The organism is Candidatus Polarisedimenticolaceae bacterium (assembly GCA_036376135.1).
Classification (GTDB): domain Bacteria; phylum Acidobacteriota; class Polarisedimenticolia; order Polarisedimenticolales; family DASRJG01; genus DASVAW01.
The window spans coordinates 1-21,265 of record DASVAW010000140.1; the positions used below are offsets into that span (position 1 = coordinate 1).

General features: G+C 71.2%; 21 protein-coding genes. 12 read left to right on the forward strand and 9 right to left on the reverse strand.

What is annotated here, in order from left to right; genetic code table 11:
* Positions 1–141: 141 nt before the first annotated feature.
* Together recG and VF139_14650 are read right to left on the reverse strand one after the other, a co-directional pair.
* A complete protein-coding gene (gene recG / locus VF139_14645) occupies positions 142–2,256 on the reverse strand; it encodes an ATP-dependent DNA helicase RecG (GenBank protein ID HEX6852632.1) in 2,115 nt (704 codons plus the stop codon).
* A complete protein-coding gene (locus VF139_14650) occupies positions 2,250–3,248 on the reverse strand; it encodes an asparaginase (GenBank protein HEX6852633.1) in 999 nt (332 codons plus the stop codon). Before VF139_14650 ends, recG begins: the two co-directional genes overlap by 7 nt.
* Before the next feature lie 53 nt (positions 3,249–3,301).
* Here VF139_14650 and VF139_14655 point away from each other — a divergent pair, with 53 nt between their 5' ends.
* The gene (locus VF139_14655) at positions 3,302–5,590 is read left to right on the forward strand and encodes a protein kinase (protein ID HEX6852634.1); all 2,289 of its coding nucleotides are present in this window, start codon (positions 3,302–3,304) and stop codon (positions 5,588–5,590) included.
* Between the two features lie 2 nt (positions 5,591–5,592).
* Here VF139_14655 and VF139_14660 read toward each other — a convergent pair whose 3' ends face one another.
* The 4 genes from VF139_14660 to greA form a co-directional block, all read right to left on the reverse strand.
* On the reverse strand, positions 5,593–6,540 hold the full coding sequence (locus tag VF139_14660; protein ID HEX6852635.1) for a response regulator: 948 nt from the start codon (positions 6,538–6,540) through the stop codon (positions 5,593–5,595).
* Entirely contained in the window at positions 6,537–8,045 is a 1,509-nt protein-coding gene (locus VF139_14665) for an HD domain-containing phosphohydrolase (protein ID HEX6852636.1), read from the reverse strand. Before VF139_14665 ends, VF139_14660 begins: the two co-directional genes overlap by 4 nt.
* A 74-nt stretch (positions 8,046–8,119) precedes the next feature.
* The gene (locus tag VF139_14670) at positions 8,120–8,998 is read right to left on the reverse strand and encodes a decaprenyl-phosphate phosphoribosyltransferase (GenBank protein HEX6852637.1); all 879 of its coding nucleotides are present in this window, start codon (positions 8,996–8,998) and stop codon (positions 8,120–8,122) included.
* Complete coding sequence (gene greA, locus VF139_14675; GenBank protein ID HEX6852638.1) at positions 8,998–9,501, reverse strand: transcription elongation factor GreA; 504 nt, start codon at positions 9,499–9,501, stop codon at positions 8,998–9,000. The genes VF139_14670 and greA overlap by 1 nt, the downstream gene beginning before the upstream one ends.
* Before the next feature lie 103 nt (positions 9,502–9,604).
* Here greA and VF139_14680 point away from each other — a divergent pair, with 103 nt between their 5' ends.
* Genes VF139_14680 through VF139_14715 form a run of 8 tightly spaced genes read left to right on the forward strand, consistent with a single transcriptional unit; the run spans position 9,605 to position 15,230 of the window.
* Positions 9,605–10,030 (forward strand): cytochrome c maturation protein CcmE, encoded by a 426-nt coding sequence (locus tag VF139_14680; GenBank protein ID HEX6852639.1) that lies wholly within the window; start codon positions 9,605–9,607, stop codon positions 10,028–10,030.
* A 3-nt stretch (positions 10,031–10,033) separates the two neighbouring features.
* The gene (locus VF139_14685; protein HEX6852640.1) at positions 10,034–12,262 is read left to right on the forward strand and encodes a heme lyase CcmF/NrfE family subunit; all 2,229 of its coding nucleotides are present in this window, start codon (positions 10,034–10,036) and stop codon (positions 12,260–12,262) included.
* A 1-nt stretch (position 12,263) separates the two neighbouring features.
* Complete coding sequence (locus tag VF139_14690) at positions 12,264–12,695, forward strand: cytochrome c-type biogenesis protein CcmH (GenBank protein HEX6852641.1); 432 nt, start codon at positions 12,264–12,266, stop codon at positions 12,693–12,695.
* The gene (locus VF139_14695; GenBank protein HEX6852642.1) at positions 12,692–12,985 is read left to right on the forward strand and encodes a hypothetical protein; all 294 of its coding nucleotides are present in this window, start codon (positions 12,692–12,694) and stop codon (positions 12,983–12,985) included. Before VF139_14690 ends, VF139_14695 begins: the two co-directional genes overlap by 4 nt.
* Positions 12,982–13,686, forward strand: coding sequence for an ABC transporter ATP-binding protein (locus VF139_14700; protein ID HEX6852643.1), 705 nt, complete (start codon positions 12,982–12,984; stop codon positions 13,684–13,686). Before VF139_14695 ends, VF139_14700 begins: the two co-directional genes overlap by 4 nt.
* A complete protein-coding gene (locus tag VF139_14705; protein ID HEX6852644.1) occupies positions 13,683–14,387 on the forward strand; it encodes a heme exporter protein CcmB in 705 nt (234 codons plus the stop codon). Before VF139_14700 ends, VF139_14705 begins: the two co-directional genes overlap by 4 nt.
* A 4-nt stretch (positions 14,388–14,391) precedes the next feature.
* Positions 14,392–15,084 (forward strand): cytochrome c biogenesis protein, encoded by a 693-nt coding sequence (locus tag VF139_14710; GenBank protein HEX6852645.1) that lies wholly within the window; start codon positions 14,392–14,394, stop codon positions 15,082–15,084.
* A complete protein-coding gene (locus VF139_14715) occupies positions 15,081–15,230 on the forward strand; it encodes a CcmD family protein (protein HEX6852646.1) in 150 nt (49 codons plus the stop codon). Before VF139_14710 ends, VF139_14715 begins: the two co-directional genes overlap by 4 nt.
* Here VF139_14715 and VF139_14720 read toward each other — a convergent pair.
* The 3 genes from VF139_14720 to VF139_14730 all read right to left on the reverse strand — a co-directional run bounded on the left by VF139_14720 (position 15,227) and on the right by VF139_14730 (position 18,227).
* Positions 15,227–15,823 (reverse strand): hypothetical protein, encoded by a 597-nt coding sequence (locus tag VF139_14720; GenBank protein ID HEX6852647.1) that lies wholly within the window; start codon positions 15,821–15,823, stop codon positions 15,227–15,229. The genes VF139_14715 and VF139_14720 overlap by 4 nt on opposite strands.
* A 37-nt stretch (positions 15,824–15,860) precedes the next feature.
* Positions 15,861–17,648 carry a hypothetical protein gene (locus VF139_14725; protein HEX6852648.1) on the reverse strand — a complete coding sequence of 596 codons (1,788 nt, stop codon included), beginning with the start codon at positions 17,646–17,648 and terminating at the stop codon, positions 15,861–15,863.
* A 72-nt stretch (positions 17,649–17,720) separates the two neighbouring features.
* Positions 17,721–18,227, reverse strand: a complete 507-nt coding sequence (locus VF139_14730; GenBank protein ID HEX6852649.1) for a TlpA disulfide reductase family protein — start codon at positions 18,225–18,227, stop codon at positions 17,721–17,723.
* Positions 18,228–18,285: 58 nt separating this feature from the next.
* On the opposite strand from VF139_14730, the gene ggt reads away from it, so the two are divergent.
* From ggt to lepB, 3 genes are read left to right on the forward strand one after another with little or no spacing between them, the layout of a single operon-like run.
* Positions 18,286–19,998 carry a gamma-glutamyltransferase gene (gene ggt / locus VF139_14735; protein ID HEX6852650.1) on the forward strand — a complete coding sequence of 571 codons (1,713 nt, stop codon included), beginning with the start codon at positions 18,286–18,288 and terminating at the stop codon, positions 19,996–19,998.
* A gap of 1 nt (position 19,999) precedes the next feature.
* Complete coding sequence (locus tag VF139_14740; protein ID HEX6852651.1) at positions 20,000–20,542, forward strand: LOG family protein; 543 nt, start codon at positions 20,000–20,002, stop codon at positions 20,540–20,542.
* Between the two features lie 3 nt (positions 20,543–20,545).
* Complete coding sequence (lepB, locus tag VF139_14745) at positions 20,546–21,250, forward strand: signal peptidase I (GenBank protein ID HEX6852652.1); 705 nt, start codon at positions 20,546–20,548, stop codon at positions 21,248–21,250.
* The last annotated feature ends 15 nt before the right edge of the window (positions 21,251–21,265 follow it).

Here is a 21,265-nt window from a genome sequence, read left to right on the forward strand (position 1 = left end):
CCGGTATACGATCCGGTGTACGGTCTACCGTAGTCCGGGCGGGTCTAGGCGCGTCTAGCGCCCCTTCCGGGGCCAGAATAACCCACAAATGGCGCGCTCTTTTGCCCCGCGTCTTCGATGCTGATGCAGGGGGGGTAGCCCCTACCCCACCCCCGCCAGGCCCAACCTCCGTCGCCACGACGGCCGCAGCGTCGCGAGGAGCCTCTCCGCCCCCGCGTCCCCCTCGAGGTTGACCAGGAGCCTCGCCTCGTCGCGGGCGGTCTCGAGCAGGCGCGAGTCGCGCAACACGTCGGCGAGGAACTGCAGGTCGGTCATGCCGTGCTGCTGGGTGCCGAAGACCGCCCCCGGGCCGCGAAGCTCGAGGTCGCGCTCGGAGATCCGGAAGCCGTCGTTGGTCTGCGTCATGATCTCCAGGCGCTCGCGGGCGACGCCGAATCCCTCGCCCTCCCCCACCATCAGCACGCAGTAGGAGCGCGCCGCGCCGCGGCCGACCCGGCCGCGCAGCTGGTGGAGCTGCGCGAGGCCGAACCGCTCGGCGTGCTCGACGACCATGACGCTGGCGTTGGGGACGTCGACGCCGACCTCGACGACCGTCGTCGCGACGAGCACGTGGAGTTCCCCGGAGGTGAAGCGCGCCATCGTGCGCTCCTTCTCGTCGGATTTCATCTTGCCGTGCAGGAGACCCACCTTCAGGTCGGGGAACACCGCCTCCTGGAGGTGCGCGGCGAACGCCGTCGCCGCCTTGAGATCGCTTTTCTCCGTCTCCTCGACGAGCGGGACGACGACGTAGACCTGGTGCCCCGCCGCGATCTCCTTCCGGATCCCGGTGTAGACCTTCTCGCGGTCGGCCTCGGCGCGCACCACCGTCGTGATCGGCGTGCGGCCGGGCGGCAGCTCGTCGATCGTGGAGAGGTCGAGGTCGCCGTAGAGGGTCAGCGCGAGCGAGCGCGGGATCGGCGTCGCGGTCATCACCAGCACGTCGGGACGGCTCCCCTTCGACGCGAGCGCCGCCCGCTGCAGGACGCCGAAGCGGTGCTGCTCGTCGACGACCACCATGCCCAGCCGCTTGAAGAGAACCCCCTTCTCGAACAGGGCGTGCGTCCCGACGACGAGGTGGGCGCCCCCCGTCGCGAGCCCCTCGAGGACCGAGCGCCGGCGCGCGGACTTCATCGAGCCGGTGAGCAGCTCGACCCGGTAGTCGGCCCCCTTCGCCGCGAGCAGCCTGCCGACGTTGCGCCAGTGCTGCTCCGCGAGGATCTCCGTCGGAGCCATCAACGCGCCCTGGTAGCCGTTCTCGACGGCGACGAGCAGGGCCATCAGCGCGACGATCGTCTTTCCCGAGCCGACGTCTCCCTGGAGGAGCCGGTTCATCGGGTGCGGCGAGCGGAGATCCTCGCCGATCTCCTTCAGGACCCGCTGCTGCGCGGCGGTGAGCTTGAAGGGGAGCAGGGCGGCGAGCTTGCGCCGAAGTGCGTCGTCGAGGACGTAGGTCCCCACGCGGCGCTCGCGCTCGACCTCGCGCCGGCGCATCGCGAGGGCGAGTTGGAGGAGGAAGATCTCCTCGAAGGCGAGGGCGCGCTGCCCGGGGGTGTGGTGCTCGACGAGCGCCCGCAGGCTCGTTTCGGCGGGCGGGAAGTGGACCTCTCGCAGGGCGTCGAGCCGACCCGGCAGCGATTGACGGGCGAGCGTCTTCCTCGGAACCGTGTCGTGAAGGGTCGCCGGATCGAGGAGCTCGAGCGCGCGCCAGATCAGCAGCCGCTGCATCCGGGAGCTCAGGTCGGCCAGCTTGCGGTAGACGGGGACGATCCGTCCGGTGTGGATCCCCTCCGCGTCGGCGTCGTCGAGCCCCTCGTGATCGGGGTTCTCGAGGATCACCTCCTTGCCGTATCGGTCGAGCGTCGCGCGCCCGAAGACCACGACCCGTCGCCCGGGGGTGAAGACCCGCTGCAGGAAGGGTTGGTTGTAGAAGACCGCCTTGATCGTCCCGCTCCCGTCCTTCAGGACGGCGTGGAAGATCGTGAAGCCGCGGCGGCGGGTGCGGATCAGGCGGGCGGAATCGACCGTGACGTCGAGCGTCGTCTCGGCGCCGCCGGGACGCAGATCCGCGATGCGCGAGAACGCGCGGCGGTCTTCCCAGCGGAACGGGAGGACGTACAGGAGGTCCTCCACCGTCTCGATGCCGGTCTCGACGAGCTTGTCGGCGCGGGCGGGGCCGACGCCCTTCAGGAAGCGAAGGGGGGTGTCCGCCGTCAACATGCCGCGCCGGGCGTCCCCTCGAAGGCTTCGCGGATCGCCTCGCCGCGCGTCCCGGCGCCGAGGAGCGCCATGAGGAGGATCCTCGCCTTCGACGCCGGTAGCCCGCCGGAGAAGACGACCCCGAGATCGCGCAGCGTGGAGCCGCCCCCCTCGTACCCGTACCGCGGCGCGGTGCGCCCCCGGTGGCAGCGGCTGGCGATGACGACCGGCACGTTCAAGTCCCTCGCCGCACGCACGCCGTCGATCATCGCGGGGGGGACGTTTCCCCGCCCCATCGCCTCGATGACGATCCCGCGCGCCCCGTCGTCGAGCGCGGCGCGGATCGGCCGGGAGTCGACGCCGATTCCGGTCGGGACGAGGGCGACCTCGGGCTCGAGCCGGTCGGTCGCGGCGCGAAGGCGCGGACCCGGCGCGACGCGGAAATGCACGCCGTCCCAGTCCACGATCGCGACCGGACCGGCGTCTCCGCTCGTGAAGGCGCTGAACGCCTCGGTGTGCCCCTTCTCGACGTGGCGGGCGGCGTGGACGGTGTCGTCCATCGCGACGAGCACGCCGCGCCCGGCGGCATCCGGGGCCGCCGCGGTGCGGATCGCGGCGAGCAGGTTCCCCGGTCCGTCCCACACCGGATCGTCGAAGGTCTTCATGGCGCCGGTGAGAACCACCGGCTTCCTCGTGTTCAGGACGAGGTCGAGGAAGAACGCGGTCTCCTCGAGGGTATCGGTCCCATGGGTGACGACCGCGCCGGCCAGTCCCTCCTCGGCCATCCTCCGGTCGATCTCGCGCGCGAGATCCTCCATGCGCGACGGCGTCCAGTGAGGACCCGGGAGCCGGTCGAAATCCTCGATCTCGACCTCCGCGTGCGCCTCGATCCCCTTCACCGCCGCGAGGATCTCGCGCCCGCCGCGGGAGGGAATGGCGCCGCGTCCGGGGACGATCGTCATCGAGATCGTCCCGCCGGTGAACAGGAGCAGGATGCGCGGTTTCGCGGACATGGAGGCGCATTATGCCTGAGGCCACCCTAGAATCCCGCCCGCGAGGGGGCCCCATGTCCGACCATCACGACCAGACCCGGACCCGGCACGGCGAGCTTCCGCCCGAGGCGCTGCCGCCGCCCCTTCCGTCGGCGATCGGCGGATACACGATCGTCGGGAAGCTCGGCGAAGGCGGAATGGGTGTCGTCTACGAGGCCGAGCAGAACGAGCCCCGGCGTCGCGTGGCGCTGAAGGTCGTGCGCGGCGGGCCTTTCGTGGACGAGCTCTCCGTCAAGATGTTCCGCCGCGAGGTGGAGACGCTCGCGCGCCTGAAGCACCCGAACATCGCGGCGATCTACGAGGCCGGGCGGACCGACGAGGGGCAGCACTACTTCGCGATGGAGCTCGTCCAGGGGGAGCGCCTCGACGACTTCCTCGAGCGGGGCGGGAAGGCCTCGACCCGCGAGGTGATCGAGGGGCGCCTGCGCCTGTTCCGTAAGATCTGCGACGCGGTCCACTACGCCCACCAGCGCGGCGTCATCCACCGCGACCTGAAGCCCTCGAACATGGTGGTCGTGGAGGCCGCCGCGCCGGGATCCGACCCCGAGATCAAGATCCTGGACTTCGGCCTGGCGCGGATCACCGACGCGGACGTGCGCCAGACGATGGCGACCGAGATCGGCGTGATCAAGGGGACGCTCCCTTACATGAGCCCCGAGCAGGCGAAGGGGGACCCCGACGCGATCGACGTCCGTACCGACGTGTACGCGCTCGGCGTGATCCTCTACCAGATGCTCGCCGGGGCCCTCCCGTACGACACCCGCAGTCCGTCGCTGGTGGAGGCGGTGCGGGTGATCTGCGAGGAGCCGCCCCGGCCCCTTCGCGCCGCATGGAGCGGGATCCGCCGCGTCGACCCCGACCTGCAGACGATCGTCGACAAGGCGCTCGAGAAGGACGCCGAACGCCGCTACGCGTCGGCGGCCGGCCTCGCCGGGGACGTCGGCCGCTACCTCGAGGGGCAGCCGATCCTCGCGCGCCCCGCGAGTACGATGTACCAGCTGCGCAAGGCCATCGCGCGCAATCGCGCCCCCTTCGCCTTCGCCGCGGCCGTGCTGCTGCTGATCGTCGCCTCGACGGCGGCGATGGCGGTCCTCTGGTCGCGCGCCCGCACCGCGGAGGCCGCCGCGCGGGCGAACTTCGAGACCGCGCGCAGCGCCGTCGACCGTTATCTCAGCCAGGTCACCGAGAGCCCCGAGCTCAAGTCGAAGGGGCTCGAAACGCTCCGGCGCGACCTTCTGGGGACCGCGGCGACCTTCTTCCGGGACCTGGCCGCCCGCGGAGGCGACCGCGCCGACCTGAAGGCGGACCTCGGCCAGGCCCAGTGGCGCCTGGGAGGCGTGCTGCACGCGATGGGCGACACGGCCGGGGCCGAGAAGGCCTTCGTCGACGCGGCGGGGATCTTCGACGCCCTCGGGAACGGGGCTCCCGCCCGGCGGGACGCGGCGTCCGTCCGCTCCGCCCTGGGTCTGCTCTACGCGGACGTCGGCCGATGGTCGCAGGCCGAGGCGACGTACGCGCAGGCGATCGAGGCGACCGAGCGCCTGCTGGCGGAAGATCCCGGCTCCGTCGTCGACCGCTTGCGCCTGGGCGAGATTCACGACCGGCTCGGCATCGCGAGGATGCGCCAGGGGAAGCTCGCGGAGTCCGAGGCGTCGTACGCGAAGGCGATCGCGGAGCGGGAGACCGCGCAGAAGGCCTCGCCTTCGTTCGAGACCGGCTACCCGCTGGTCGAGGGGTACAACAACCTCGGCACGTTGTACGCGGGGACGGGGCGCGCCGCGGAGGCGGAAGCGATGTTCCGGAAGGCGCTCGGCCTGGTGGAGTCGGTCGCCGCCGGCCGGAAAGACGACCCGATCGTCGCCAACGCCTCGGCGGCGAGCGCGGACAATCTCGCCGGGGCGCTGGTCCTCCAGGGAAGGCTCGACGAGGCGCGACCGATCTACCTCCGCGAGCTCGAGCAGCGCCGGTCCCTCGCGCAGACGCACCCCCGCGTCCTGGAGTACCAGCTCTTTCTCGGCAGCACGTATACGAACATCGGCGAGCTGGAGGCGCGCGCCGGGGATCCGGCGGAGGCGCTCCCCTGGCTCGACAAGGCGGTGGCGACGTTCCAGGGGCTGCTCGCCGTCGAGCCGCGCCACGCGGTCGGGCGCTACTACCTTTCGTACACCCACGGCTGGCGCGCGCGGGCGCTCGCGGCGGCGGGGCGGCGCCGGGAGGCCGTGCGTGCCTGGGACGACGCGATCGCCTTCGACGACCGCGGGGATCCCGGGCTGAAGGCCGAACGGGCGAAGGCGGCGTCTTAGGGTCAATCCACCACGCGCAGCACGCCGCGCGAGATGAGGCCCGCGACGGCCTCGGCGACCACGGCATCGGGCTGCGGCGCCTCGTCGAGGATCGCGGTGACGGTGGCGCCGTTCCGCGCGCGGGAGAGGACCTCGAACTCGGCGGGAGAGACCGGATGCCCCTCGAGCCGCGTCTTGGCATCGGCGGTGAAGGCGAGCCGCGACTCCCGCGGGGGAAGGACCGCCGACCACCGTCCCCACTCGTCGAGCGACACGAGCCCGTCCATGATCACGTTCGAAGCGGGTCCGTCGATCGTGCGCTCGGCGATGTTCCCTTCCCGGCCGAGTACGCGGAACGCCGCGTTCGGCCAGCCGAGCATCCGGTAGAGCGCCTTGAGCCCGCGCGTGCGGTCGCAGGCGGCGTGCACGATCAGGCCGCCGACGAACTCGACCGAGCCGCGCGATCCGTTCTGCTCGAGGGCGACGGTCCCGTCCTTCCCGTTGAGGGCGAGGATCTGCAGGAGGTCGGACATCGCGAGGTGCTCGACCGTCCCCGCCAGAAGCGCCGTCTCCCGGCCGCCGGCCGCCGCGAGCCGGGCGCGCCGCTCGAGGAGCCGCTCGACCCGGGCGTGGAGCTCCTCGACCTCGAACGGCTTCGGAACGAAGTCGTCCGCCCCCTGATGGAGCGCGCGCAGGCGCTGCGGGAGGTCGGCGTCGACGGTGAGGAACACGTACGGCACGTCCTCGAGGTCGGGGCGCGCGCGCACGGCGTCGTAGAGCCCCCATCCGTCGAGGTTGGGCATCAGGATGTCCGCCACGATCGCGTCGGGGCGGAAGGCCTCGAGCACGCGCAGCGCCTCCACGCCGTCCTCGGCGCGCGCGACCTCCCAGCCGTGGGGCTCGAAGAAATCGGCCACGACCCGGAGCACGAGCCGGTTGTCGTCGACGACCAGGAGCCGTTTCGCGGTCATTTGATCTGTTCGATGAGCTCGTGGAGGCTTGGGGTGGACGTCGGCATGTCGTCGGCGATCCTGCCCTGGCGGCGGGCGTCCACGGTCAGCTCGACGAGGTGCGGATCGAACTGGACCCCCGCGAAGCGGCGGATCTCGTCGATCGCCCCCTGGACATCGATCTTCTTCCGGTAGATGCGGTCGGTGGTCATCGCGTCGAATGCGTCGCCGATGTGGATGATGCGCCCCTGCAGGGGGATCGTGTCGGCGGCGAGCGCGTTGGGGTACCCGGAGCCGTTCCAGTACTCGTGGTGGCAAAGGATCCCCGGGATGACGTTCTCCAGCGCCGCGATGTGCTGCAGCATGCGCGCCCCGGCGGTGGTGTGGGTCTTCATGATCTCGAACTCTTCCTTGTTGAGGCGCTCGGGCTTCTTGAGGATGTTGTCCGGGATCGCGATCTTGCCGACGTCGTGGAGGATCGCCGACAGGAGCAGCGGCTCCATCTCCTCGCGCGGGAGCTCGAGGGCCTGGCCGACGATCAGACTCACCCGCGCGACGCGCATCGAGTGGCCGTGGGTGTAGGCGTCCTTCGCGTCGACCGCTCCGGCCATCGACACGATGATGTTCAGGAACATCGAGCGCACGTCGCGCTCGAGGCGGGCGTTCTCGATGAAGATCGCGGCCTGCGAGCCGAGGGCGTAGAGCAGCTTCTGCTCGTTCGGCCCGAGCCGGCGCGCGCGGCCGCCCAGCCCCACCTCGATCCCGCCGATCAGACGCTCCTTGGCGACCATCGGGACGAAGACCGAGCCGCGATCCGCGTCCTCGTACATGCGGATGCCCATCGGCCCTTCCGCGCCGGGGTCCACGAGGGGCAGTCGGTCCGAAATGCGGCAGCGGTCGCCGATCCGCGGCCCCGACCCGTCGTACCCGACGACCCCCTTGACCTCGAGGACGCCGTTTTCGGGCTCGAGGAGGAGGATCGAGCCCTGGGACGCCTGCACCGCGCCGAGGGCCTGGCGCAGGATGATCTCGACTTCGTCGTCCACCTTGAAGGGGGAGGTGATGGCCGATCCGATCGAGAACAGCGTCTCGAGGTAGTACTGACCGAGCCGGCGCGAGGAGGCGAGCGACTCGCGGACGCGCAGGGTGCATCGGAGCCGCGCGAGCAGCTCTTTCGTGAAGAACGGCTTCGTCATGTAGTCGTCGGCGCCGGCGTCGAACCCCGCGAGCTTGTCCTTCAGCTCGTTCAGGCCCGAGAGGATCATCACGGCGGTCTCGCCGGTCCCGGCGTCGGCCTTGATGCGCCGGCAGACTTCGTAGCCGTCCATCCCGGGGAGCGTGACGTCGAGCAGGACGACGTCCGGGCGGAGGTCGCGGGCCATCTCGAGGGCGCGCTCCCCGTCCTCGGCGAGGTGGACGTCGAACCCTTCCGCCTCGAGCTCCTCCCGGAGGATCCCGCGGAGGAGGTTCGAGTCATCCACGACGAGGATGGAGGACTTCGTCGTCACGGCGGCGGACGTGGGCATCGACGACTCCCCTCCCGACAACCCGAAAATCGCGGAAAAGCGTAGGTACCCGCGGGGACCAAGTCAAGGAAGGGTCACTTCCACAGATACAGACTGACGAGCACCGACAACCCCCACAGCAGGACGTTCCACGCGAACGGCCGGTCGGAAAGGACGACGGAGGTGGGGTTCTCCCCCTCGCCCCGCTGGTAGACGAGATACAGGTACCGGAAGATGCCGTAGAGGACGAAGGGGATCGTCAGGCCGAGGTGGCGCGTCCCGAGCCTGGTCGCGACTTCGGGGGAAAAGGCGTAGAGCGCGTACGCCAGGACCGTCGAGGCGGTGACGATCGCGATCATCTGGTCGAGGAACGGGAGCGAATATTCGCGCAGGATCGGGCGCTGCGCGCTCTCCCCCCCCAGCGCCGCGATCTCCTGGCGCCGTTTCACGAACCCGAGGAACAGGGCGATCAGCCCCGTGCACAGCACCAGCCACTGGGACATCGCCACGCCGATGGCGAGCGCCCCGCCCCAGGCCCGCAGCAGGAACCCGGAGGCGACGATCATGACGTCGAGCACCACGACGCGCTTCAGGGCGACGGAATAGGCGAGATTCTGCATCAGGTAGGCGCAGGCGACGCCGGCGAACCCCCAGCCAAGCGCGGCCCCCCCCGACAGGGCGCCGACGGCGAGCACCACGGCGGTCGCCGCCGCGGCCTCGGGCGACAACGCGCCGGAGGCGATCGGCCGGAGCCTCTTCTTCGGATGCAGCCGGTCCGCTTCCCGGTCGGCCACGTCGTTGAGGAGGTAGACGGCGGAGGCCAGCGCGCAGAAGACCGCGATCGCCGCAACCGTCCGCCCCACGGCGCTCGGATCCCCCAGGGCCCCCGCGAACACGAGCGGCGCGGCGACGAAGACGTTCTTCGTCCAGTGCTTCGGCCGCATGGCGGCCCAGAGCGCGCCGACGAGGCCCATCAGGCGTCCGGGCCCCCCGCGACGTCGTCGGCCTCGGCCTTGTCGTGCAGGGTTCTCAGTTCGAGGATCTCGAACTTCTTGTGCCCCGACGGGACCACGATCGTCACGGCATCCTCGACCTGTTTTCCCATCAGGCCCTTGCCGATCGGGGAGGCGATCGAGATGAGCCCCTTGTCCAGGTCGGCCATCTCCGGGATCACGAGCTCGTAGGTGACCTCCTCGTCGCTGTCGAGGTCGAGGAGGACCATCGTCGAGCCGAGGCCCACCCGGTCCTTCGGGATCCGGTCCAGATTCAGGGTCGCCAGCTCGCTCAGGCGGGTCCGGAGCTGCCCGATGCGGGCCCGGACGTAACGCTGCCGCTCGAGGGCCGCGTGGTATTCGGCGTTCTCCCGGAGGTCCCCCATCGCCACGGCGGTCTTGATTTCCCGCGGCAGCTCCACGTTCAGCTCGCGCTCGAGCGCGCGCAACTCCCCTTCGAGCTTCTCCCGGACGGCACGCAGCACGGGGTCTCCCTTCCTGAACCGCCCCAACTCTAACATCGGCGCGCGTTGACACCCGCCGGGGGCGTCCTTAGCATCTCCCGGGGGCACCGGAGGGATCGCGCGGATGGACCGCAGACGGTTGAAGTTCGTCCTGCTGGGAACCGGGGTGGCGGCGACGATGATCTTCCTCATCGTGGTCGCGATCGCGAAGCCCGGCGGTGCGGTTTACTACAAGACGGTCGGGGAATACCTGGCCGAGCCGGCCGGCAAGGGGAACTTCCGCGTCAACGGGAAGGTCCTCGAAGGCTCGATCCGGCGCCTGCCCACCGGGCAGGAAGTCTCCTTCACCATGCACGACGGCACGAACGCCTCCCAGGTGATCCGCGTGGAGTACCGCGGGATCATCCCCGACACCTTCGTCGACAAGGCCGACGTGGTGGTCGAGGGCCGGATGCGGCCGGACGGCGTCTTCGTGGCCTCGACCCTGCTCGCCAAATGCCCGTCCAAGTACGAATCCGCGGACGGACAGAAAGCCGCGCAGGGAGCCTGACCCTTGAACCTCTTCGGACATTTCGCCCTGTTTCTCGCCCTCGTCGCCTCGGTGTGGGCGGCGGTCGGCTCGGTCCTCGGGATCGTCGCGCGCGGCCGCGGCCTCCAGCAGAGCGCCGAGCGCGCGGTGCTCGCGACCGCGACCTGCACGCTGCTCGCGATGGGGGCGCTCTGGGTCGCCTTCCTGACCGACGACTTCACCAACGACTACGTCTACCACTACTCGAGCCGGGCCCAGGCGCTGCCGTTCAAGATCGGCGCCCTCTGGGGAGGCCAGGCGGGGAGCCTGCTCCTCTGGGCGGGCATCCTCACGGTGATGGCCTCGGTGATGGTCCTCACCAACCGGCGGAAGAACCGCGTGCTCATGCCGTGGGCCACGTTCGTCACCGGGGCGACGATGGCCTTCTTCATGATCCTCCTGAACTTCATCGAGAGCCCGTTCGTCACCGGAGCCGCCCGTCCCGACGGGGTCGGGCTGAACCCCCAGCTCAAGAACTTCTGGATGATGATCCATCCGCCGTCGCTCTACCTGGGGTACGTCGCGTTCACGATCCCCTTCGCGTTCGCGATCGCCTCGCTCGCCACCCGGCGGACCGGCGACATCTGGTTCCGCACGACACGCCGGTGGACGCTGTTCGCCTGGTTCTTCCTGGGCATCGGGATCCTGCTGGGCTCCTACTGGGCGTACGTCGAGCTGGGCTGGGGGGGGTACTGGGCCTGGGACCCGGTCGAGAACGCCTCGCTGATGCCCTGGCTCGTCGGCACCGCCTTCCTGCACTCGGTGATGATCCAGGAAAAGAAGGGGATGCTGAAGATCTGGAACGTCGCCCTGATCATCCTGACGTTCAGCCTGTCGATCTTCGGGACCTTCCTGACGCGCAGCGGCGTGATCTCCTCGGTCCACGCCTTCGCGACGTCGAACATCGGCCCCGCCTTCGGGATCTTCCTCGGGATCGTCTTCTTCTCCTCGCTCGCCCTGCTGATCGTCCGCCTGGACGACCTGAAGAGCGAGGGACGCCTCGAGTCGCTGCTCTCGCGCGAGTCGAGCTTCGTGTTCAACAACATGATCCTCGTCGGGATCGCCGCGACCGTCCTGTTCCTCACGACCTTCCCGATGCTCTCCGAGGCGGTGACGGGGCGCAAGGTCACGATGGGTCCGCCGATCTTCAACCTCGTGAACATCCCGTGGGCGATCGCGCTGCTGTTCCTCGTGGGCGTCGGCCCGCTGATCGCGTGGCGGAAAGCCACGGCGTCCAACCTCAAGCGGAACTTCGTCTGGCCGGCGGTCGCCGGGGCGGTGACCCTCGTGGCCCTCACCCTCGTCGACGCGCGGGAGTACGTGGACGCCCTGCGGCGGCTGGGCGGATCGCTCGCCGCCTTCGACGTCGCGGGGGCCTTCGACCACCTGAAGGCCTTCTATCCCGCGATCACCTTCGCCACCGGGATGTTCGTCCTGGGAACGGTGGGGCTCGAGCTGCACCGGGGGGTGCGCGCGCGCCGCCACCAGCACGGGGAGTCCCTGCCGATGGCGGCGGCGCAGCTCGTCTGGCGCAACAAGCGGCGCTGGGGCGGCTACATCGTCCACGTCGGGGTCGTCGTCGTCTTCTTCGGGATCGCCGGCTCGTCGGCCTACCAGAAGGAAGGGGTCCGCGAGCTCCAGCCCGGCGAGACGTTCAAGATCGACGACTACGCGATGCGTTACGACGGCTACCGCCTCGAGGCGGTGGACGACCACGTCGGCGCGATCACCGAGGTGACGGTCTGGTACAAGGACGATCCGGTTCCCGTGGGCCGGATCCTCGCCGAGCAGCGCATGCACCCGAACATGCTCTTCGGGGAGCTGCGCCAGGCGTTCCTCCTCGCGAAGGCGTCGGCGTTCGGCGACCCCGAGACCTACCGCCGCGCGGTCGAGAACGTCTACGCCGTGATGCAGGGGCTGGAAGGTCGCGCGGGTCGCGAGGTCAAGACGATGTCGACGGAGGTCGGCATCCACGAGAGCCTCTCGCTCGCGAGCCCTTCGCGCTTCGGCGAGGACTTCTACGTGATGCCGCTGTGGGTCGACCCCGGCACGGGCCGGGCGAACTTCCGGGTCTTCGTGAACCCGATGGTCAACTTCCTCTGGATCGGCGGGCTCATCCTGATCTTCGGAGCCCACCTCTCCGTCTTCCCGGACGCGCGCGAGCGCAGGCGACTCGAGACGGCGATGCTGCTCGAGGAGCGGGCGGCCGCCTGACATGCCGAACATCCCGGGACCGCCCCTCGACGCGGCGCAGAGCACCGAATACATGAAGGCCGCGACGACCCTGCTGTGCGACTGCGGATGCCATCCCCAGTCGGTCCACGAGTGCGCCTGCGGGCGCGCGGAGGAGCTGCGCGGCGTCGTCGCCGACCACGTCCGCTCCGGCATGAGCGGCGACGCCGTGATCGCGAAGTTCGTCGCCGAGAAGGGGGAGAAGATCCTGATCGCCCCCAAGAGCGAAGGGTTCAACCTGGTCGCCTGGGTCGGCCCGCTCGCGGGCCTGTTCCTCGCGGCGGGCGGGCTCGCGCTCGTGCTCCGGCGATGGAACCGGAAGGCGGGACCCGCGGCGTCCGCCGCGCCGCCGGTCGCCCGAGACTCGGCCTGGGACGCGCGGCTCAGCCGCGAGCTCGAGGAGTACGACCGATGACCGCCTGGTTCGCCGTCGCCCTGCTCGCGCTCGGCGTCGCCGCCTTCGTCCTCGCGCCCCTGTTCCGACCCGGCGCGGCGGAGGAGGAAAGGACCGCCCGCGTGCTCAGCGAGGAGCAGGACCTGGAATCGCAGCGCGAGATGGCCCTGGCCGCCCTGCGCGACCTCGAGGACGACCGCGCCACCGGGAAGATCGGCGACCACGACTACGAGGACCTCAAGGAGAGGCTCTCGTCCCGCGCGGTCGAGATCCTGAAGCGACTCGACGCGTTGCGCCAACCTCCCGCGTGAGCGCGCCGCTCCTGCGCGCCGACGGGATCACCCGCCGGTTCGGCGCATTCACCGCCCTGGACGGGATCGACCTCGCGTTGTCCCGGGGCGAGGCTCTCGCGGTTTTCGGTCCGAACGGCGCCGGCAAGACGACGCTGCTGCGCATCCTGGCGCGCGCCCTCGAGCCGACGTCGGGGAGCGTGCGATTCGAGGGGGTCGACGAGCGCGACGACCTCGCCGTGCGCGCGCGGATCGGCCTGCTCAGCCACCACACCTTCCTCTACGACGACCTCACCGCGCGGGACAACCTGCTCTTCTTCGCGCGACTGCACGGCGTCCCCTTCCCCGAGGCCAGGGCCGACGCGCTGCTCGCGGAGGTGGGCCTCGAGCGCCGCGGGGACGATCCGGTCCGGGCCTACTCGCGGGGGATGCAGCAACGCCTGGCGCTCGCGCGGGCGCTCGTGCACGAGCCCGAGCTCCTCCTGCTCGACGAGCCGTTCTCGGGCCTCGACCCCCACGCCGCGACGCGCCTGCGCGCGACGCTCGAGGGGGTCCGGGCGTCGGGCCGCGCCCTGCTCATGACGACCCACGACGTCGGCGAGGGGCTCGAGCTGAGCGACCGCTGGCTGTTCCTCGCGCGCGGGCGGGTGCACGCCTCCGGGGCGAGCGCGGGGGCCGACCGCGCCGCGCTCGTCGGCGCCTACCGCGAGGCGGCGCGATGAGCCCGCGTCGGGGCCCGGGATTCCTCCGCGCGGCGTACGAGGTCGCACGGAAGGACCTGGTGCTCGAGTGGCGAACGCTCGAGACGATCTCCTCCACCGGCCTGTTCGCCCTGATCGTCCTCGTGGTCTTCAACTTCGCCTTCGACCTCGGCACCCTGCGCACGGTCGGCGTCGACAAGATCGTCCCCGGCGTGTTGTGGGTGACGTTCGCGTTCGCGGCGATCGTCGGCTTCGCACGCTCGTTCCAGATCGAGCGCCGACGCGAATCGATGACGGCGCTGCTCCTCGCCCCGGTCGATCGCGGAGCGCTCTTCGCGGGGAAGAGCGCGGCGAATCTCGCCCTCCTGACCCTGCTGCAGGTCGTCCTGCTCCCGCTTTCGGCGGTGTTGTTCGACTGGGACCTCGTCGCGGCCGGCCCCGCGATCTTCGGCGTGGTGTTCCTCCACACCGTCGGGCTCGCGCAGCTGGGAACCCTCTTCGGCGCGGTCGTCTCGCGCCTGCACCGCGGCGAGGCGCTGCTCGCGACGTTGCTCCTCCCCGCGGCGACGCCCCTGTTCCTGTCGGCGGTGCGGACCACGGCGGCGGTCCTCTCCGGCGAGGGGCTCGCCTCCGAGAGACACTGGCTGCTGGTGACGGCGGGGTTCGACGTGTTGTATTTCCTCGTGGCGCTCCTGACCTTCGAGTTCGTGCTGGAGGATTGAACCCTTGAAGCGGCTCGCCCACCTTTCGACGCTCGCGCTGACCGCCGTCACGACGGTGGCCATGCTCGGGGCGTTGTGGATGATCTTCCTCTATGCCCCCGAGGAAAAAGTCATGGGGGCGGTTCAGCGGATCTTCTACTTCCACGTCCCCGCGGCGATCGCCTGCTTCGCCTCGGTGTTCGTCCTGCTCGGCGCCTCGATCGCCTACCTGTGGCGGCGGGAGGCGGTCTGGGACGCTCTGGCCCTCGCGGCCGCCGAGATCGGGTTCCTGCTGTGCACGCTCGTCCTCGTGACGGGCCCGATCTGGGCGAAACCGGCGTGGGGCGTCTGGTGGACCTGGGAGGCGCGCCTGACCACCACGCTGATCCTGTGGCTTCTGCTCGCCGCGTGCCTCATGGTCCGGTCGTACGCCGAGAACCGCGAGCAGGGCGCGCGCCTGGCGGCGGTGCTCGGCGTCGTCGCCGCTCTCGACGTGCCGATCATCCACAAGGCGGTCGAGTGGTGGCGCGGCCAGCATCCGCAGGTCTTCGGCCCCGGAAAGAGCGAAGGGCTCGCCCCGGGGATGCGCGAGACCTTTCTCGTGTCGCTGCTGGTCTTCTTCCTTCTCTTCGCCGTCCTGATGCTCCTGCGCACGCGCCTGGCCCTGCTCGAGGACCGCGCGCGCGCGCTGGCCGAGCGCGCGGGGATCGCACGATGAAGAACTACGGGTTCCTGTTCTGGGCGTACGCCGTGATCTGGATCGGAATCGCCGCCTACGTCGCCTTCCTCGGCGTCCGGCTGCGGAAGGTGGCGGACCGGCTCGACCGCCTCGAAGGAACGGCCCGGGACGACGCGGGCCGTTAGTCCGGCTCCTTCATCCCGGAGTCGGCCACGCGGTCGAGGGCTTCGAGCTCGCCGAGGAACGCGCCCTCGAGGGCGGTCCGTTTCGCGTCGAGCGCCGCCTTGCTCGACGGATCTTCCGGACCTTCCCCCGCGCGCCAGGCGTCGACGGAGTCCCGGACGGAGCGATACCGCTCGAACGTCCACCCCGCCTCGACGATCGCCTGCTCGCGCGTGAGCCGGAACTTCATCAGGAAGACGAGGTTGAGCTGCAGCGGCTTGAGCTGGGAGGCGTCCCCCTTGCCGAGCTGCTCGGCGAGTTGCCGGGCCGCCCCCGGCTGCTCCGCGATCACCGCCTTCAGCGCCGAGCGCACGGCCACGAAGCGATCGATCTCCGCGAGGTCGCTCTCGCGGGGACCCTCGGCCCGGACCGGGGGAGGAGGAACGACGGGCGGCGCTTCCGGAGCGGGGGGCGGGACCTGCGGCGCGGGGACGACGTCGACGACCGAAGCCCGCGGCTGCAGGCTGGCGTAACGGCGCGCCATCCACGTGAGGGCGAGCACGCCCACGAGTCCGACCGCGACGACGATGAGAAGCGTTCGAGTGGCACGGGGCATCCGGATCCTCCCTCGGGACGAAGCGGGGAGTTTACCGTCAATCGGCCTCGCGTCCGCAGGCGTCGACCGCCCGGATCCGGAAGTAGCCGTCGGTCCCGACGGCGTCGCCGTGCGCGGGGAACGTGACCTCCGCCACGAGGCTCCACGGCCCCGGGGACGCCGGGGCCCGGTACACCCGATAGGCGACGGCGCCGGGGACCGTCCGCCAGGCGAGCGTGGCGCCGGACTCGACGCGCAGCGAATCCCCCACGTCGGAGGCCGGCGCCGCAGCCTCGAGCGTCGCCCGCTCCGGTGCCGGGTCGGCGTTCGACCACGTGTCGCGCGAACGCACCTCGACGAGGCGGCTCCCCGGTCCCGAGGGCACGGTCACGGCGAAGCGCTCGACCGGCGCGTCGAACGCGCCGTCCTCGGGAACCGCCGGTACCCACGGGGCGCCGTCCACGCGCCACTCGACCGCGGCGACGCGGGCGAGGCTGATGCTCGATCGCGGGGTCGTGAGGATCGGGTTCCGGTTCGTCGGGGCGACGACCGAGGCACTCCCCCGGAGCGCGACCGCTCCGCAGACCGGCGACGCGGGGACCGCGTCGCCGTCGAAGAAGGTATCCGGATCCTCCCCGGCCACGTCGATCACGCCGTCGCCGTCGAGATCGGCCCAGCCGATCTGGCGGCGCGTGTGCGCGCACATCGCGTCGCCGTTGGAGATCATCACGCACGGCACCGCCGACATGTTGCAGGCGTCGCAGTTGAGGCCGCGCCCGTCGAGGTAGCCGCGACTCTCCTGGCAGGTGCAGCCGCTCGTCGCGTATTCGTCGAAGGCCCAGAAGGCGTGCAGCAGCTCGTGGCGGAGGACCTGGTCGAACCGGGCGCTCCCCCACGCCCCGTTGTCCCACGTCGCGACGACATGAGGGCCGCCGACCCAGGTCCAGGCGTAATAACCGTCGGGAAACCGCCCGTCGGCGTCCGCGAAGGAGTCCGCGACGAAGACGTTCAGCCCCCAGTCCGCGCCGACCTCCCGGCGGGTGGCGTCGGCGAGGGCGCGCGATCGCGCGAAACGGTCCCCGGAGGCGTGCCCCATCTTCGCCAGGATCTCGGAGCTCCACAACGCCTCGCCCGCCGTCCCCCTCGGGTCGGCCGGGCGCCGGATCGGCTCGTAGGAGGTGCGGGCCCGGGCGTCGGTTCGCCCGGCGATCAGGCGGTAGTCGAAGGAGAGCCGCGCCTGCGGCTCCTGGAGTCGAAGCCACTCGCACGCGGCCACGACCGAGGCCAGCACCGCGCTCTCGCGCTCGGCCGTCCAGCTCTCGGTGGGGAGGTCGATGGTCCCGTCGCTCTCGACGAGAAGGACGTTGATCGCGACGCGGCCGGCGAGGTACTCGCTCGTGTTCGACGGCGTCGCCCCGTACGGGAGCCCCTCCGAGCTCGTCGCCGCGGTGACCGACCCGCCCCCGGTCCCCGCGACCGGGGGAACCCATGCGTGTGCGGGCTCGGGCTGGCGCGGCGGCGCTCCGGTCACGGGGCGCGGGTCGAACGCGCCGCCGTTCCAGCCGCGCAACGCCGCGCGAAACGCCTCCGAGCGGCCGCGCTCGCGCTCGCGCGGCAACGCGCCCAGCGTGACGTCCCGGATCGAGGGGGCGCGGAACAGCCGCCTGGCGCCGGAATCGTCGAGCGCGGCGAGCAACAGGCCGTCGAACCGGTGGGCGACCGTCCCGCCGACCCGGGTCACCGCCGCCTCGGCGTCACGGGCCGTTGCGGCAGACCCGTCGACCAGGACGACGGCGCGCAGGGGCGCCGACGCCGCCAGGAGCGTCGCGGCAAGGAGGAGGGACATCGCCGGGGAAGTTAGGTCTCACGGCCGGGACGCAACCACGGCGAAGTTGGTAAGCCCGGGTGACCGCGGGGGTCACGAACCGGCGAGCGCGCTCTCGATTTCCTTTTCGAACACGCGGCGGGGGGCGGCTCCCGGCCATTTCTTGAGAATCGCCCCGTCTCGCCCGACGAGGAAGGTCGTCGGGTAACCCACGAGCCCGCCGAACTTCTCGCCGACTTCCTCGTTCCCGAGGAGGACGAGGTAGTTCATCCCCAGCTCGTCGACGAACGGTTTCACGACGGGGAGCCCCTCGTCGTCCATCGCGATCCCGACGACCTTGAACCCCCTGGGTCCGTACTTCGTCTCGAACTCCTTGAAGTACGGGATCTCCTCGCGACAGGGCGCGCACCACGTCGCCCAGAAGTTCACGAGTCGGACCGACCCCGCGGTGTCCGCGAACCTCACCGTCGCCCCGGAGAGGTCCTTGAGCTCGAACTCGGGGGCCGAGCCGAGGACCGCCGGCTTCGCTGGCGCCGAGCCGCCGGAACACCCCGCGAGAACGAGCACGAGGACGGCGACGAGGGGGACGAGGGGGCGCATGCGGATCTCCTGGGCGCGACAGGCGCCCCGGAATGTTAGCAGCCATAATGCGCGGCCGATGCGCCCCTCCCGAACCGCCACCGCACTGCTCGCGGCATGCCTGCTCGTCGAGCCCGTCCTCGCCGCCGCCGCGCGGCCGGCGCGGGGCGTCCGCGGGATGGTCGTGGCTCCGGAGGCCCACGCGACCGAGGTCGGTCTCGCCGTATTGCGGTCGGGGGGGAACGCCGTGGACGCGGCGGTTGCGACCGCCTTCGCCCTTTCGGTCACCTACCCTCGAGCGGGGAGCCTCGGCGGCGGCGGGTTCGCCCTCCGCCGCGGACCGGACGGCGCCCACGCGGCGATCGATTTCCGCGAGACCGCTCCGGCCGCCCTCCGCCCCGAGATGTTCCTCGGCGCGGGGGGGAAGTTCGATCCGAGGCTCGCGCAGCGCTCCGGGCTCGCCGTCGGCGTACCGGGGCTCGTCGCGGGTCTCGCGGAGCTGCACCGCCGATGGGGCTCGCGCCCGTGGCGCGCGCTCGTCGCGCCCGCCGTGGATCTCGCGGAGCGCGGATTCCCGATCTCGGAGGCGACGGCCGAGAACCTTCGCGCCGACGACACCCCCTCCAAGCTCGCCGCCGACCCGGCGGCGCGGGCGCTGTACCTGCGGGGGGAACGTCCGCTCGCGACGGGCGACCGCCTCACGCAACCGGAGCTCGCCGGGACGTTGCGGCGCATCGGCGAGGAAGGCGCGTCGGGGTTCTACCGGGGTCCGGTCGCGGAGGACGTCGTCGCGCGCGTGCGCGCCGCCGCGGGGGTGATGACCCTCGAGGATCTCGCGGGATACCGCGCGGTGGAGCGCGCTCCCCTCGAGGGGACCTTCCGCGGCCACCGCGTGATCACCTTCCCTCCCCCTTCGAGCGGAGGGATCGTCCTCCTGCAGATCCTCGCGATGCTCGAGCGCTGGCCCGCGGGGGAGGCCGGCCCCGGATCCTCCCTCGCGATCCACCGCTTCGCCGAGGCCGAGCGGCGCGCCTTCGCGGACCGCGCCCGCTTCCTCGGCGATCCCGACGCCGTCCGGATCCCGATCGACGGCCTTCTCGACCGGGCCTACCTGCGATCGCGCGCCGCCACGATCCGAGACGACCGCGCGGACGCGTCGGCGACTCTGGGGGCGGGACGCCCGGCGGGAGCGGAGGGGGAGAACACGCTCCATCTTTCGATCGCGGACGCCCGGGGTGGCGCCGTCGCGATGACCGTGACGCTGAACTCGTGGTACGGCTCGGGGCTCCTCGCGCCGACGAGCGGCGTGCTCCTCAACAACGAGATGGACGACTTTGCGATCGCCGGCGCCCCCAATCAGTTCGACCTGATCGGCGGCGCCGCCAACGCGGTCGCCGGCGGCCGGCGCCCCCTCTCCTCGATGACGCCCACGATCGTGGAGCGCGCGGGGACGCCGGCGGGAGGGCGCCCCTGGCTCGTCCTGGGGAGTCCCGGAGGACCGACGATCATCTCGAGCGTGGCGCAGGTGATCCTGAACGTCGTCGACCACGGGCTTTCCCCGGCGGAGGCCGTCGCGAGACCGCGCGTCCACCACCAGGCGATCCCGGACCGACTGGCCCACGAGCCGGGGGCGCTCCCCGACGACGTCGCCGCGGCGCTCCGCCGGCGCGGCCACGTTCTCTTCGAGCGGGAACCGATGGGAAACGTGGCGCTGATCGCCCTCGATCCGGGGGACGGCGCGTGGCTGGGGATCGCCGATCCCCGCGTCGAAGGGACCGCGAGGGGGTACTGACGTGAGCGGGCGCACCGTCGCGGTCTTCGGCTCCTCGGAGCCGCTCGAGGGGGATCCGATCTACGAGGCGGCCCGCGCGACCGGCCGCCTGCTGGCCGCCGCGGGGTTCGCGGTCGCCACGGGGGGGTACGGCGGCGTCATGGAGGCCGCCTCGCGCGGCGCGTCCGAATCGGGGGGGAGGGCGATCGGGGTCACCTGCTCGATCTTCCCGGAGCGGAGCGCCAACCGCTGGCTCACCGAGGTGCGGGAAACGGCGGACCTGCACGAGCGGCAGCGCGTCCTCGTGGAGATCGCCGACGGGTACGTGGTCCTCCCCGGGAAATCGGGGACCCTCGCGGAGCTGACGCTGGTCTGGGCCCTGCACCGCGCCGGCAGCCTCCCCCACCGCCCCGTGGTACTTTTGGGAGCCGGCTGGGTCCATTTCCTCCGGCACCTCGTCCAGGGATCGATGATCGAGCCCGAGCAGCTCGCGATCACGCGGGCGGTCGGCACACCGGAAGAGGCGGTCGGCGTGGTGGACGCGTTCCTCGCCGCGGAGGGTTGAGCGTTGGGTTCGCGAGCGGGTTTCGGCGACGATCGGGCGACGGCCCCCGACGCCCCTCCGCCGAAAGGGGTGATCCGGGACTACGTCGAGACGATCCTCGTCTGCGTGATCTTCGTCCTGTTCACGCGCGCGTTCGTCTTCCAGCAGTCCAAGATCCCGAGCGGATCGATGGAGAACACGCTGCTGGTCGGCGACTACATCATGGTCAACCGGTTCGTGTACGCCCCGACGCAGTGGGACTGGGAGAAGCGCTGGATTCCCGTGCGGGACATCTCGCGCGGCGACGTCGTCGTCTTCAAGTTCCCGAACACGCCGGAGATCGACTACATCAAGCGGGTGATCGGCCTTCCGGGAGACCGCATCGAGATCCGCGACGGCGAGGTCTGGCGCAACGACGAGCGCCTGGAGGAGCCGTACGTGGACGCGGGGCACCGCTTTCCGCGCGAATACCGGGCGGTCGAGGTGGTGCGGCCCGGTCACCTCTGGGTCATGGGGGACCACCGAAACGCCTCCTCGGACAGCCGCGTGTGGGGCCAGCTCCCCATGGAGCTCGTCAAGGGGCGCGCCCTCCTCATCTGGTGGTCCTACCCCGACGAGCGGGAGAACGCCCTTCGTCCGGGGTCGGACCAGCTCGCCGCGCTCGTGCGCAAGATCGTCACCTTCCCCTGGCGCTCCCGCTGGAGCCGCTGCTTCGAGCTGATCCGCTGACTATATTGGCCGCGG

Bases quoted from the DNA above. Each gene is read 5' to 3' on its own strand.
- recG (HEX6852632.1), bottom strand. From the start codon at position 2,256: ATGTTGACGGCGGACACCCCCCTTCGCTTCCTGAAGGGCGTCGGCCCC.
- VF139_14650 (HEX6852633.1), bottom strand. From the start codon at position 3,248: ATGTCCGCGAAACCGCGCATCCTGCTCCTGTTCACCGGCGGGACGATC.
- VF139_14655 (HEX6852634.1), top strand. From the start codon at position 3,302: ATGTCCGACCATCACGACCAGACCCGGACCCGGCACGGCGAGCTTCCG.
- VF139_14660 (HEX6852635.1), bottom strand. From the start codon at position 6,540: ATGACCGCGAAACGGCTCCTGGTCGTCGACGACAACCGGCTCGTGCTC.
- VF139_14665 (HEX6852636.1), bottom strand. From the start codon at position 8,045: ATGCCCACGTCCGCCGCCGTGACGACGAAGTCCTCCATCCTCGTCGTG.
- VF139_14670 (HEX6852637.1), bottom strand. From the start codon at position 8,998: ATGGGCCTCGTCGGCGCGCTCTGGGCCGCCATGCGGCCGAAGCACTGG.
- VF139_14680 (HEX6852639.1), top strand. From the start codon at position 9,605: ATGGACCGCAGACGGTTGAAGTTCGTCCTGCTGGGAACCGGGGTGGCG.
- VF139_14690 (HEX6852641.1), top strand. From the start codon at position 12,264: ATGCCGAACATCCCGGGACCGCCCCTCGACGCGGCGCAGAGCACCGAA.
- VF139_14695 (HEX6852642.1), top strand. From the start codon at position 12,692: ATGACCGCCTGGTTCGCCGTCGCCCTGCTCGCGCTCGGCGTCGCCGCC.
- VF139_14705 (HEX6852644.1), top strand. From the start codon at position 13,683: ATGAGCCCGCGTCGGGGCCCGGGATTCCTCCGCGCGGCGTACGAGGTC.
- VF139_14715 (HEX6852646.1), top strand. From the start codon at position 15,081: ATGAAGAACTACGGGTTCCTGTTCTGGGCGTACGCCGTGATCTGGATC.
- VF139_14720 (HEX6852647.1), bottom strand. From the start codon at position 15,823: ATGCCCCGTGCCACTCGAACGCTTCTCATCGTCGTCGCGGTCGGACTC.
- VF139_14725 (HEX6852648.1), bottom strand. From the start codon at position 17,648: ATGTCCCTCCTCCTTGCCGCGACGCTCCTGGCGGCGTCGGCGCCCCTG.
- VF139_14730 (HEX6852649.1), bottom strand. From the start codon at position 18,227: ATGCGCCCCCTCGTCCCCCTCGTCGCCGTCCTCGTGCTCGTTCTCGCG.
- ggt (HEX6852650.1), top strand. From the start codon at position 18,286: ATGCGCCCCTCCCGAACCGCCACCGCACTGCTCGCGGCATGCCTGCTC.